The organism is Methylobacterium sp. CM6247 (assembly GCF_054817925.1).
Window position 1 is genome coordinate 5,103,212 of sequence record NZ_JBTXKX010000003.1, and the last position, 12,857, is coordinate 5,116,068.

Here is a 12,857-nt window from a genome sequence, read left to right on the forward strand (position 1 = left end):
TCAGATGTCTCCTGATTGGCTGAGGGTGAGCGGGGAGGGAAAGCCCGGCCCGTGCGAGACGATCCGGTCGAGGTCGCGCGCATCGAGAAGATCGACGCTTATCAGCACGTAGCGCGCGAGGCCGGCACCCGCCTCCGGTGTCTCGGTGCCGATGACGTTGCGGGCCAGGGCAGCCTTGAGGCCGTCCTCGTCCCTCGCATCCAGGGCGCCGTCGTAACCCGCCGCGCGACCGTAGAAGGCCGCACCCAGTTTCTTCATGCGCTTGGGCACGCCGAAATCGCCGACACCGAGTTCGCGCAGCGAGGAATCGAGCTGGAGGAAGACCGCGTTGACCAGATCCTGGGCGATGTCCGCCGCGGGAGCCGGCAATTGGTTCATTCGTCGCAGAACCATGATGACGTGGAGCGTCAGGCATTCGAAACGGCCCTCCACGGTGTCGGGGACTCCGAGATGGGTATAGAGCCCCGGCGCCCGCGAGGCTTCGTTGATCCGCAGATGCAACGCCTCGACGACGCTGGCGCGCGCCGAGCTTCGCTTGAAGAATCGCGAAATCATGCCGTCCACCGGAGGCGCGAGGGGTGTGGCCGAGCTTGCCTTGTCAAAACCATAACCTCGCGGTACGGCAACCGACAGCCAGGGCGCAAGCTCCACCGGAACGTCCAGGTGGAGATCTGCACCGAGCTATGACGTTCAAACGTCGTGTTGTCTCAACGGATCAAGGGTGGCTGATGTCGCGCCGTTTCGTCTCGTCGATCAGCCGTCTCGCCGTCATTGGCCTTATCGGTGTGGGAATCTCCGGCTGCATCGGTGAGGATCTCCGGCACGGATACCAGATCGATCAAGCCGCTCTCGCCACGGTGAAGCCTGGCATGAGCGCGGAGCAGGTGCTCCAGATCCTCGGTACGCCCTCCACGGTATCCACCGTCGGCAACAAGACTTGGTACTACATCACCCAGAACTCGCGCCGCACGGTGCTGTTCCTCGGAGAACAGGTGGAGGACCAGAAGGTCACCACCGTCTATTTCAACGCCGGCTTCAAAGTGGAGCGCATCGCCCTCTACGGCCTCCAGGACGGCAAGGTGTTCGACTTCATCGAGCGCACCACGCCCACGAGCGGCGCCGATCGTGCCTTCCTCGGCCAGCTGTTCCGCGGCCTCACCCGCTACGAGCCCTTCGGTAGCGGCTCGGGCGCCAGCATCGTGCCCGGGGCCAAGAACGGCCTGTAACTCCACTCCCTAGGGTAACGAAAAAGCCGCGCGCCCATGGGGCGCGCGGCTTTTTCGCGTCGATTGTCACCGTGGAGCGGTGACGTCCTATACGAAGTCCCGGCGAGCCCGCCCCATGGGGGCGCTCACCAAGGCCGGGTGTTACGCCGCCTTCCGGGCGATGGCGGCGAGCGCTTCGCGCGGATCGATGCGGCCGTCATAGAGCGCACGTCCGGTGATCGCCCCGGCGAGCATGGCGCAATCGGGTTCGAGCAGGCGATGGACGTCGTCGATCGAGGCCAGGCCGCCAGACGCGATAACGGGGATCGTCACGGCCTGCGCGAGGGCGAGGGTCATCTCGATGTTCAGGCCCTTGAGAATGCCGTCGCGGGCGATGTCGGTGTAGATGATGGCGGCAACGCCCGCATCCTCGAACCGGCGCCCCAATTCCTCGGCCGTGGTGCTTGAGGTCTTCGCCCAGCCTTCCACCGCCACGCGACCGTCCTTGGCATCGACGCCGACGGCGATCTTGCCCGGATACAGGCGGGCCGCTTCGCGTACGAAGGCCGGGTCGCGTACGGCGGCCGTGCCGATGATGACCCGGCTGACGCCCTTCTCGATCCAGGCTTCCACCGTACGCATCTCGCGGATGCCGCCGCCGAGCTGAACCGGAAGGTTGGTGCGGGCGAGGATGGCGTCCACCGCCGACGCATTCATCGGCGCGCCCGCGAAGGCCCCGTCGAGGTCGACGACGTGAAGCCAGGAGAAGCCCTGCTCCTCGAACACGCTCGCCTGCGCGGCCGGATCGTCGCTGAAGACGATGGCCTGCGCCATGTCACCCTGGACGAGGCGAACGCAACGCCCTTCCTTCAGATCGATCGCCGGAAACAGGATCACGGTGGATGTCGCTTTCTGAATGTCGATGAGCGGTAGGGCGTCTACGGACGCCAACGCAGGAAGTTCGCGATCAGCGCCAGACCGAGATGCTGGCTCTTCTCGGGGTGGAACTGGGTTCCGGCGACGTTGTCGCGCGCCACGAGGGCGGTGACCGGACCGCCATACTCGCTGTCGGCCACGACATCGCGCCGGTCGACCGGATCGAGGGCGTAGCTATGGACGAAATAGGCGTGCAACCCGTTCTCGCCCGTGGCGATGCCATCGAGAAGCGCATGCGGACGCTCGAGCCGAAGGGTGTTCCAACCCATATGGGGAACCTTCAGGTCGGGGTCGGACGGGCGGATCGGGCTGACATCGCCGGCGATCCAGCCGAGCCCCGGCGTGACCTCGTATTCGAGGCCCCGGCTGGCGAGGAGCTGCATGCCGACGCAGATCCCGAGAAATGGGCGGCCGCGTTCGTGGGCGGCATGCGTCATCGCCTCGACCATGCCCGAGACGGAATCGAGGCCCTTGCGGCAATCGGCATAGGCGCCGACGCCGGGCAGCACGACGCGGTCTGCGGACGACACCACGTCGGGATCGCTGGTGACGACGATGCGGGTCGTGCTCAGTCCCACTTCCCGGGCGGCGCGCTCGAACGCCTTGGCGGCCGAATGCAGGTTGCCCGATCCGTAATCGATGATGGCGACGGTCTCGGACATCACGAACGACGCGGCTCGGCGAAGGGGAACATGCCGATGGCCGTATCGACCGGTCGCGCCGATGCGGCAGGATAGGCGCTCGGACCCGGCCGGACCACGGGGGGAGCCGTCAGCCAGCGGTTCACGGCCTTCATCTCGGCCTCTTCGGCGGAATGGGCGACCACGGCGTCACGGGCGGGACGACCGCGCCTGGCATAGGTCCACCGGCGCAGGCTGGATGCCTCCATCCCCACTAGAAGGAGCAGGAGAATCGTGATGAGGAAGCCCGCGAAGGTGCCGAGCCCCAAGAAACGGCCGGCGAAACCGGCTGCCACGAGGAGGGACAGCACACCGAGACCGGCCAGCCAGAGTCGATGAAAGAAAAACCAGAGCGGACCGAAGACGAAGGCCTGGAGCGAGAACCCGTCGGGGACCAGGACCGCCCGGTCGAGACCGTGAGATTCGCCCGCGACGGCATCCGACGGCAGATGAATGGTGTAGGTGCGCATGCGTCTGTCCGCCTCTTCCCGCCCCTGAAGGCCCTACAGAGAACCCTTCGTCGAGGGAATCCGACCGTCTTCGCGCGGATCGACCGCAACCGCTTTCCGCAAGGCACGGGCCAAGCCCTTGAAGCAGCTCTCCGCGATATGGTGCGCGTTGTCGCCGTACAAAGTCTCCACATGCAGGGTGATCCCTGCATTCATGGCGAAAGCCTGGAACCACTCACGCACCAGCTCGGTGTCGAACTGCCCGATCTTCTCCACCTTGAACGTGGTGCGGAACACGAGGAAGGGCCGTCCGGAAATGTCGATGGCGACCCGCGTCAGTGCCTCGTCCATGGGCATGTGGATATCGGCGTAGCGCGCAATTCCACGCTTGTCGCCCAAAGCTCGCGCAAAGGCCTGCCCCAGGGCGATGCCGGTATCCTCGACGGTGTGGTGGTGGTCCACATGGAGATCGCCGGTGACCTTGGCCTCCACGTCGAACAGCCCGTGCCGGGCGAAGAGTTCGAGCATGTGGTCGAAGAAGCCGACTCCCGTCGAGATCGTCGATCTGCCGGTTCCATCGAGTCCGATGGACACGCTGACGTCGGTCTCCGCCGTCCGGCGGCTGATGCTTGCGGAGCGCATCGCTGAGGGTTCGCTCATGGTTTGACCGTCACGGACAGGGCCGCCTTCAAGAGCATCGGCACATGGGGGACATCGCCCACGAGCCTATGCCGAACGAGAACTCCGGACCGTCGATCCGGATCGCTATCGGGACCGACGCTCTAGAGGCAAATGCCTTCCTCTGGAAAGGCCTTACTGTCGAATGCTGCCGGGTCAGGCGTCGAGTACGCGCCCCGCCACGGCATCGAGCTTGGCCAGCAGCTCCGGATCGCGGTGGGACGGTGCGGTCATGATCGCGCCGTCCAGGGCACGGTGGGAGCCCGCGGGGCATTCCTCGCGCTCGGCCGGGAAGTCGCGGGCGATCCGCGAGATCAGCCGGGCCGCCTTGTCGGCATTCGCGCGCGCGACCGCGACGACCGAGGCGACGTCGACATCGGCATGGCCCGGATGCCAGCAATCGAAATCCGTCACCATGGCGATGGTGGCGAAGGTGATCTCCGCCTCGCGGGCGAGCTTGGCCTCCGGCATGTTGGTCATGCCGATCACGTCGTAGCCCAGGCCCTTGTAGGTCCGGGATTCGGCGAAGGACGAGAATTGTGGGCCTTCCATGCAGACATAAGTCCCGCCGCGATGGACAGGCAGCTCCTCGGCCGCGGCGGCGGCCGCGATGCGCGCCTGAAGGGCCGGCCCTACCGGATGGGCGAAGGGCACATGCGCCACGCAGCCATTGCCGAAGAACGACGATTCCCGGCCGTGAGTCCGGTCGACGAACTGGTCGACGAGGACGAACAGGCCGGGATGAAGCTCGCTCTTGAACGAGCCACAGGCCGAGACCGAGACGATGTCGGTGACGCCGGCGCGTTTCATCACATCGATATTGGCGCGGTAATTGATGCCGGAGGGAGAGAGGCGATGGCCCCGTCCGTGACGGGCGAGAAAGACCACCTTGGTCGCGCCGATCCGACCGATCCGCAGCGAATCGGAGGGTTCGCCCCAGGGCGAGACGATGGCTTCCTCACGGATGTCTTCGAGACCGGGCAGATCGTAGACACCGGATCCGCCTATCACGCCGAGCACTGCTGCGGTCATGCCGAATCTCCTGTGTTCGTCATCGAGGGCGCGCCGGGCGTGCCCGCAGGGTGGAAACGAAAACGGGCCCGCCACAGCGAGCCCGTCGGTCGTGAACCGCCTTTAAGGGGCTCAGCTCGTCTTGTGAAGCTCCGGCTGCAGGCCGTGGACCTCGCCGCCCACATCGGCCCAGACCTTCTTCTTCACGTAGTAGAGAAGGCCCGACAGGATGAGCAGGAACAGGATCACACGGAAGCCGAGGGCCTTGCGGGCTTCCATATGCGGCTCGGCCGCCCAGGACATGAACGCCGCCACGTCGTGCGAATATTGCTCGACCGTTTCGGGAACGACGGGATTGCCCTCTGCACCCTTGGCGTAGGTCACCTGGCCGTCGCTCAGGGGCTTCGCCATCGCGATGAGGTGGCCGGGATAGTACTTGTTGTAGTTCGTGCCCGCCGGGACATCCATTCCCTTCGGCGCGTCCTCGTAGCCGTTCAGGAGCGCGTGGATGTAGTCCACGCCCTGTTCCGAATAGCCGATGAAGGGCATCGCATCGAAGATGAAGTAGGGGAAACCGCGCTCGTAGGTGCGGGCCTTGGCCAGCACCGAGAAATCGGGCGGGGCCTTGCCGCCATTGGCGGCCGCCGCCGCCTTATCGTTCGGGAAGGGCGACGGGAAGGCGTCGGCCGGGCGGCCGGGCCGCTCGAACATGTCACCCGCGTCGTTGGGGCCGTCCTTGATCTTGTACTCGGCTGCCAGAGCCTTGACCTGACCGGCCGTGAAACCCGGCCCGCCCTTCTCGGCGAGGTTGCGGAACTTCACGAGGCTCATGCTGTGGCAGTTCGAGCAGACCTCACGATAGACCTGGAAGCCGCGCTGCAGCTGGGCCTCGTCGAACTTGCCGAAGATTCCGGCGAAGCTCCACTTCTCCCGCGGCGGGTTGGGCGTGGAGTGACCGTCCTCGGCGCTGACCGAGGCAGAGCCGAGAAGGGTCGCGACGAGCGTGACGGCGAGGATGCGCGATGTGTTCATGCTTTTCACGATCCGCACCTCAACCCTTCGACGATGGTGCGGCGGCCGCACCGGCTGGCATGCCCGAACCGCCATATTGCGGATGAGGTCCGGTCACGCTTTCCAGGATCGATCCCGGCATCGCCTTCGGCGTTTCGAACAGCCCCACCAGCGGCATCACGATGAGGAAATGCGCGAAGTAGTAGGCGGTGCAGATCCGCGACGCGAGGACGTAGCCACCCTCGGGCGGCTTGGCGCCGAGCCAGCCGAGCACCACGCACACCGCCACGAACAGCCAGAAGAACTGGCGGTAGATCGGACGGTAGTTGGACGAGCGGACACGGGACGTGTCGAGCCAGGGCGCGAAGGCGAGGATGATCACGGCGCTGAACATCAGGATGACGCCGCCGAGCTTGTCCGGAACCGCGCGAAGGATCGCGTAGAAGGGCAGGAAGTACCATTCCGGCACGATGTGGGCCGGCGTCACCGAGGCGTTGGCGGGAATGTAGTTGTCCGCGTGGCCAAGGTAGTTCGGCTGGTAGAAGATCCAGTAGGCGAAGAAGACGAAGAACACGACGGTGGCGAACACGTCCTTGATCGTCGCGTAGGGCGTGAACGGCACCGCGTCCTTGCCGGTCTTGATCGGAATACCGGTCGGGTTGTTCTGGCCGGTCACATGAAGCGCCCAGACGTGAAGAACCACGACGCCGAGGATCATGAAGGGCATCAGGTAGTGCAGCGAGAAGAACCGATTGATCGTCGGGTTACCGACGGAATAGCCGCCCCAGAGCAGGCTCTGAATGGTGTCGCCCACGACCGGGATCGCGGCCAGGATGTTGGTGATGACAGTGGCGCCCCAGAAGCTCATCTGGCCCCACGGCAGGGTGTAGCCGAGGAAGGCGGTGGCCATCATCAGGAGGTAGATGATCACGCCCAGGATGTAGAGCACCTCGCGCGGGGCCTTGTACGACCCGTAATAGAGCGCGCGGAAAATGTGGATGTAGACCGCCACGAAAAACATCGAGGCGCCGTTGGCGTGCATGTAGCGCAGCAGCCAGCCGTAATTCACGTCGCGCATGATGTGCTCGACGGAGTTGAAGGCGTTGCCGGCCGAGGGGTCGTAATGCATCGCCAGCCAGATGCCGGTGACGATCTGCGCCATCAGCATGGCGATCAGGATCGCGCCGAAGGTCCAGAAATAGTTCAGGTTGCGCGGGACGGGGAACGAGACGAACGACGAATGGACCAGCCCGACGATGGGCAGCCGCGATTCGAACCACTTGGCGATCCGACTCTTGGGGACGTAGGTGGCGTGACCGCTCATGAGGTTACCCGCTTCGAAGTCTGTTTCGCTCAGGTCCGTCGCTGCCGGACCCCTCCCCTCATCGCTCGTAAGCGATGCTGCCGAAGTCAGGCGACGGCCTTGCCGCCGTCTTCGCCGATCCGGATCTTGGTGTCGTTCAGGAATGCGTAGGGCGGAATCGGCAGGTTGGTCGGTGCCGGTCCACGGCGCACGCGCCCGGACGTGTCGTAGAGCGAGCCGTGGCAAGGGCACGACCAGCCTTCATACTGGCCCTGGTGACCGATCGGCACGCAGCCGAGATGGGTGCAGTTGCCGTAGACCACGAGCCACTTGGCGTGGCCTTCCTTCACGCGGGCGGAATCGGGCTGCGGATCCATGAGCTCGCTGAGCTTCGTGTCCTCCGATTCCTTGATCTCCTTCTCGGAACGGTTGCGCACGAAGATCAGCTTGCCGCGCCAGAACACGTTGACGATCTGGCCTTCCTGGATCGGCGACAGGTCGACCTCGAGGGGCGCACCAGCGGCGATCACCTCCGCATCCGGGGCCATGGACGCCACGAAGGGCCAGGCCAGGGCACCGGCGCCCACGGCGAGACCGGCTCCAGTCGCCAGGAACAGGAAGTCGCGGCGGGACCCGTCGTGACCTGATGAGGGAGGGGTGTTCGCCAAGATCGACACTCCGGTACAGGATGGCTCCGGTTCGGCGACCCGCAGAGTGAGGGCGCGCCGCTTCCGTTCGCCGAGATTTAGAGGCGCTCGAAAGAAGCGCGTAGGGCAGACGCAGACACGATTGCACAAATCTGTGCAATGCGACCGGGCGTCACCCGAGACGAGCCTTCTGAGGCAGGTTTCTCTGGCACGCCAGATGCGAACCTGTCCAGAGTAGGCCCGTGACGGGAAACAGTATTCGTCACGAGCGCGAAATGACGCTGCCGCTAAGCCATAGCCAGCGCCGCACCAGCATCACGGCGACCACCGCCAGACCGGCGCAGAACCCCATCCAGATCCCCGATCCGCCGAAGCCCAGGCCCCAGGCGGCGAGGATGCCGGACGGGATTCCGACGATCCAGTATCCGAACAGGGCGATGGCCATGGGCACGCGTGTATCCTGCATGCCGCGCAGGGCGCCGAGAGCGACCGATTGGATGCCGTCCGCCATGGCGAAGAGCGCAGCAAAGCCGATGAAGGTGACGGCGTAGGGGATGACGTCGACATTTCCCGGCGCGTCGAGGTCTAGAAAGAGGCCGATGAGCGGTCGCGGCAGCGTCACCTGGACGAGCGCGCATGCGCTCATGAAGCCGAAGCCGAGGAGGATCGCGATGGCGCCCGCCCGGCGCATGGCCATGCGGTCCCCTGCCCCGAAGGCCCGTCCGACCCTCACCGTCGCGGCTTGGCCGATACCGTTGGGCACCATGAAGCAGATCGCGGCGATCTGGATCGTCACGGCATGGGCCGCCAGCGGGGCCGTGCCGAACAAGCCCATGCCGAGGACGGCGGCCTCGAACAGGCTCGCCTCGGCCAGACCCGTCGCCGCCATGGGCAGGCCGAGGCGGAACATGGTGGCGAGGCGCGCGGCATGAGGGCACCAGACCCCGAGAAAGAGCCGACGCTGGCGCAGGCCGGGCGCAAGTAACATCACCACGACGAGCGCGGCCAGAGACAGAAACGCGGCGAGCGTCGTGGCGAGGCCGACACCGACCATGCCGAGGCCGAGCAGCCCCGGCCCCTCGAAGGCGAGCCAGATCGCCAGGCCAACATTCACCGGCAGCGCCGCGATGCTGATGGCGAGGGGCCAGCCCGGTCGTTCCAGGGCGGACAGACTGGCGCGCAACGCCATGAAGGCGAGTGCCGGCCACATCGACCATTGCAGGGCGCGCATGTAGAGCCCGGCATCCTCCGCGAGCTTCGGTTGCTGCCCCATGGCGAGCAACAGCGACTCGGTGTGCCAGAGCGCCAGCATCACCGGGACGATCGCGATAGTGACGGCCCAGAGCCCGGCGCCGACGATACGGCGCACGTCGTGCTCGGCCGAATCGCCCTGGCCGACCGCCCCCGCGATCAGGGGAGAGACCGCCGAAGCGAGGCCGATTCCGCAGATGAACAGGATGAAGTAGAGGCTCGTCGCCAGGGCCCCGGCGGCGAGCGGCTCCGCCCCGAGACGCCCGAGTAGAACCACATCGGCCGTGACCAGGCCGTGCTGCGCGAGATTGGTCAGGATCAGAGGCGCGGCGAGCACCAGCGTCGCCCGCAGTTCGGTGAGCCACGGACCGCGCGAGGGCCGCTGCCGCTCAGCTGCCCCAGCCGAAGCATTGAGGGCGATCATTCCGCCGCGTCCTCGTAGACGGTCGGCGATACGTCACCGAGAAAGCCGCCGGACTGGCGCTCCCATAGGCGCGCATAGAGCCCGCCGGTGCGGATCAGCTCCGCATGGGTCCCCTCCTCCACGATGCGGCCGGCATCGATCACGATCAGCCGGTCGAGAGCAGCGATGGTGGAAAGCCGGTGCGCGATGGCGAGCACCGTCTTGCCCTGCATGAGGGTGTCGAGACTGTCCTGGATCGCCGCCTCGACCTGGCTGTCGAGGGCGGATGTCGCTTCGTCGAGGATCAGGATCGGCGCGTTCTTCAGGATGACGCGCGCGATGGCGATGCGCTGGCGTTGGCCGCCGGAGAGCTTCACGCCCCGCTCGCCGACCTGGGCGTCGTAGCCTGTCCGGCCCCTGTTATCGACGAGACCGGCGATGAACCCGTCGGCCTCTGCGAGATGCGCCGCCCGCTGGATCTCCTCCAGCGTCGCGTCCGGCCTGCCATAGGCGATGTTGTCACGGATCGAGCGGTGCAGGAGCGAGGTGTCCTGGGTGACCATGGCGATCGCCTCGCGCAAGGAATCCTGCGTGACGCCCGCGATGTCCTGACCGTCGATGAGGATCCGGCCGTTCTGGATGTCGTGCAGCCGAAGCAAGAGCGCGGTCAGGGTGGTCTTGCCCGCGCCGCTGACGCCAACGAGACCGACCTTCTCGCCCGGACGGATATGGAGGCTGAAATCCTGGATGACCGACGGCGTGCCGTCGCCGTAGCGGAAGCCGACCCTGTCAAAGCGAATATCGCCACCGTCGACCATGAGCGTCCGCGCGTTCGGCACATCCACGATCCCGTGCGGGCGCGAGATCGTCTGCATGCTCTCCTGGATCACGCCGACATTCTCGAAGATGCCGCGCACTGTCTGCATGACCCAACCGGACATCGCCATCAGCCGCAGGACGAGGGCGAGACCCGCCGCCGCCTCGCCGGTGGTCATTCCACCGCTGCGCCAGAGCAGGAGACAGGCAGTGGCGGTGGCGACGATGAGCGCGCTGTTGAGGATGCCGAGCAGCGTCGTCGTGGTCGTCACGAGCCGGAACTGGTGTAGATGCGCCGTGGTGTGGACGTCGATGGCGTCGCGCACGGCCGCGCGCTCTTCCCGGTCGCGGGCGAAGAGCTTCACGGTGAGGATGTTGGTGTAGCTGTCGACGATCCGCCCGATGAGAATCGACCGCGTGTCGGCCGTCACGAGGGAGCGCGCTCGGGCACGGGGCACGAACCACCAGGTCAGCACCGAATAGGCCGCCACCCAGACGATGACCGGCAGGGCCATCCATAACGAGATGGAGCCGAACAGCCCCACTGCCGTCACCGCGTAGATGGCCACGTAGAGAAGCGTATCGATGAAGACCACGGCCAGTTCGCGCACGGCCGGTCCGACCTGCACGACCCGGTTGGCAAGCCGTCCGGCGAAATCGGCCTGGAAATACGAGAGCGAGTGGCCGAGCGTATAGAGATGCGTACGCCAGCGGACCTGGTTGGTCGCCTGCGGCACGAGCAGCTGGTTGGACATCACCTCGTGCAGCCAGATCGTGAAGGGTCGAACCACGAGGAGCAGCATTGCCGCGAGGCCGAGCTTCCATCCGTGGTCCTGCAGGATCGTGGCCCGGTCGGCATTGTTCAAGAGGTCGATGAACCAGCCCATGAGCAGGTAGAGCGATGCCTCAACCGTCCCGGCGGCCACCGCCACGAGGAACAGCATCACCAAGGCGGTCCGCATCGGCCTGAGATAGAAAGCCGCGAAGCCCGTCACCGTCTTGGGCGGCATCCGCCCGTCTTCGAAAGACGCGAACGGGTCGATGCGGCGCTCGAGCCAATCGAGAAACATAATCTGGTCCGGTGTTGGAGACTTGCCTGAGGTAGTGGGCCTTGACGACGTGCCAACCGCGAGGCGATGCCGCAGACGCAATGCAGCCGCCCGGTCCGATGCTCCGTCTCGCTCTCTACCAGCCCGACATTCCCCAGAATACGGGGACGATCCTGCGGATGGCGGCGTGCCTCGACGTCGCCGTCGACATCATCGAGCCGGCAGGATTCGATGTGTCCGACCGGCACCTGCGCCGCTCAGGACTCGATTATCTCGACCATGTGGCGATCACGAGGCATCGCTCCTGGGCCGCCTTCTCGCAGTGGCGGGAAGAGACCGGAACACGGCTCGTCCTCGCCACGACCGCCGGCGCCCTTCCCTACACCGCCTTTGGCTTCCTCCCCGGTGACTGCATCCTGCTCGGACGGGAATCTGCGGGTGTCCCCGCATCCGTCCACGAGGTGGCCGATGCCCGGATCGTCATTCCCATCCGCGAGGGCATGCGCTCGCTTAACATCGCCGTGGCGGCGGCGATGATCCTCGGCGAAGGGCTGAGACAGATCGGGTCGAGCGCGTGACATGATTTTGAACGGTGTGCAGTTCAGCACTTGAACGCCGTTCAAATATCGTCGAGACCATGAGTGTGAACAGCGTTCAAACGCCGGAGGCACACCATGCTCAAGTTGTTTCGGCTCCTCGCCCGCGGCGCAGCCGCCCAGGCCGAGGAAGCGGTGATCGATCGCCACGCCTTGCTCATCCTCGACCAGCAGATCCGCGAGACGCGGGTCTCGTTGGAGCGCAGCCGGCTCGCCCTCGCCGCCGCAATGGCGGGTGACAAGGCCGAAGAACGGCGTTTCGCCGAGGTCGAAGCCCGCGCGGCCGATCTCGAAGGGCGCGCTTTGGCGGCGCTGACGGCGGGACGCGATGAACTGGCGTCTGAGGCGGCTGAGGCCATCGCCGAGCTCGAAGCCGAACGGGACGCCATCGGTGAGGCGCGCCTGAGATTTGCCCGCGAAGTCGCCCGCATCCGCTCCGTCGTCGCCGACGCGACCCGTCGTCAGAGCGAGCTGGAGCGTGGACGCCGCATCGCCGCCGCGGCGGAGGCGGCACGACGCCTCGGCGTTCAGGCCAACCCCAATGATCGGGCGACGCTGAAGGAGGCGGAGGCGACCCTGAACCGGCTGCGTGCCCTCCAGACCGAGGCCGCCGACACGGAAGCGGCGCTCGCCGAGACCGAGCCCGGCCTCTCCATCGCGGAACGGCTCGAGCGCGAAGGCTTCGGCGCCAGCACCCGCCCGAGCGGCGGCGCCGTCCTCGACCGCCTGCGGCGCAAGGCCGAGGCGCGCACGACGGTCTGAACCCCTTGCTGCCTTTCATCCAAGCTTCGCTTCATCCTCTCCTTATAAGGACCACGACCA

The 12,857-nt window shown here is 66.0% G+C and carries 14 protein-coding genes; 3 read left to right on the top strand and 11 right to left on the bottom strand.

Features of this window, described 5'->3' with window-relative positions:
• Positions 1–555, bottom strand: a complete 555-nt coding sequence (locus ACYQOP_RS25225) for a ubiquinol-cytochrome C chaperone family protein (RefSeq protein WP_461224837.1) — start codon at positions 553–555, stop codon at positions 1–3.
• Positions 556–728: 173 nt separating this feature from the next.
• Here ACYQOP_RS25225 and ACYQOP_RS25230 point away from each other — a divergent pair, with 173 nt between their 5' ends.
• Positions 729–1,226, top strand: a complete 498-nt coding sequence (locus tag ACYQOP_RS25230; protein ID WP_207413602.1) for an outer membrane protein assembly factor BamE — start codon at positions 729–731, stop codon at positions 1,224–1,226.
• Positions 1,227–1,367: 141 nt separating this feature from the next.
• On the opposite strand, the gene hisA is transcribed toward ACYQOP_RS25230, so the two are convergent.
• The 10 genes from hisA to ACYQOP_RS25280 form a co-directional block, all read right to left on the bottom strand.
• Complete coding sequence (gene hisA, locus ACYQOP_RS25235) at positions 1,368–2,102, bottom strand: 1-(5-phosphoribosyl)-5-[(5-phosphoribosylamino)methylideneamino]imidazole-4-carboxamide isomerase (protein ID WP_056430488.1); 735 nt, start codon at positions 2,100–2,102, stop codon at positions 1,368–1,370.
• A 41-nt stretch (positions 2,103–2,143) separates the two neighbouring features.
• Complete coding sequence (gene hisH / locus ACYQOP_RS25240; protein WP_461224839.1) at positions 2,144–2,803, bottom strand: imidazole glycerol phosphate synthase subunit HisH; 660 nt, start codon at positions 2,801–2,803, stop codon at positions 2,144–2,146.
• Positions 2,803–3,291: a DUF2628 domain-containing protein gene (locus ACYQOP_RS25245; protein WP_461224841.1), complete on the bottom strand. Its 489-nt coding sequence runs from the start codon at positions 3,289–3,291 to the stop codon at positions 2,803–2,805. The genes hisH and ACYQOP_RS25245 overlap by 1 nt, the downstream gene beginning before the upstream one ends.
• Before the next feature lie 33 nt (positions 3,292–3,324).
• Entirely contained in the window at positions 3,325–3,912 is a 588-nt protein-coding gene (gene hisB / locus ACYQOP_RS25250; RefSeq protein ID WP_056429869.1) for an imidazoleglycerol-phosphate dehydratase HisB, read from the bottom strand.
• A gap of 192 nt (positions 3,913–4,104) precedes the next feature.
• On the bottom strand, positions 4,105–4,980 hold the full coding sequence (locus ACYQOP_RS25255) for an S-methyl-5'-thioadenosine phosphorylase (protein WP_461224843.1): 876 nt from the start codon (positions 4,978–4,980) through the stop codon (positions 4,105–4,107).
• A gap of 111 nt (positions 4,981–5,091) precedes the next feature.
• A complete protein-coding gene (locus ACYQOP_RS25260) occupies positions 5,092–5,991 on the bottom strand; it encodes a cytochrome c1 (RefSeq protein WP_056430485.1) in 900 nt (299 codons plus the stop codon).
• Between the two features lie 19 nt (positions 5,992–6,010).
• Positions 6,011–7,294 (bottom strand): cytochrome b, encoded by a 1,284-nt coding sequence (locus tag ACYQOP_RS25265; protein WP_056429863.1) that lies wholly within the window; start codon positions 7,292–7,294, stop codon positions 6,011–6,013.
• 86 nt (positions 7,295–7,380) lie between these two features.
• Positions 7,381–7,941, bottom strand: a complete 561-nt coding sequence (gene petA, locus ACYQOP_RS25270; RefSeq protein WP_056430481.1) for a ubiquinol-cytochrome c reductase iron-sulfur subunit — start codon at positions 7,939–7,941, stop codon at positions 7,381–7,383.
• 241 nt (positions 7,942–8,182) lie between these two features.
• The gene (locus ACYQOP_RS25275) at positions 8,183–9,595 is read right to left on the bottom strand and encodes an MATE family efflux transporter (RefSeq protein WP_461224846.1); all 1,413 of its coding nucleotides are present in this window, start codon (positions 9,593–9,595) and stop codon (positions 8,183–8,185) included.
• Positions 9,592–11,460 (bottom strand): ABC transporter ATP-binding protein, encoded by a 1,869-nt coding sequence (locus ACYQOP_RS25280; protein ID WP_461224848.1) that lies wholly within the window; start codon positions 11,458–11,460, stop codon positions 9,592–9,594. Before ACYQOP_RS25280 ends, ACYQOP_RS25275 begins: the two co-directional genes overlap by 4 nt.
• A 98-nt stretch (positions 11,461–11,558) precedes the next feature.
• On the opposite strand from ACYQOP_RS25280, the gene ACYQOP_RS25285 reads away from it, so the two are divergent.
• Together ACYQOP_RS25285 and ACYQOP_RS25290 are read left to right on the top strand one after the other, a co-directional pair.
• Complete coding sequence (locus ACYQOP_RS25285) at positions 11,559–12,017, top strand: tRNA (cytidine(34)-2'-O)-methyltransferase (RefSeq protein ID WP_056430478.1); 459 nt, start codon at positions 11,559–11,561, stop codon at positions 12,015–12,017.
• Positions 12,018–12,113: 96 nt separating this feature from the next.
• Positions 12,114–12,797: a PspA/IM30 family protein gene (locus ACYQOP_RS25290; protein WP_461224850.1), complete on the top strand. Its 684-nt coding sequence runs from the start codon at positions 12,114–12,116 to the stop codon at positions 12,795–12,797.
• Positions 12,798–12,857 lie beyond the last annotated feature (60 nt).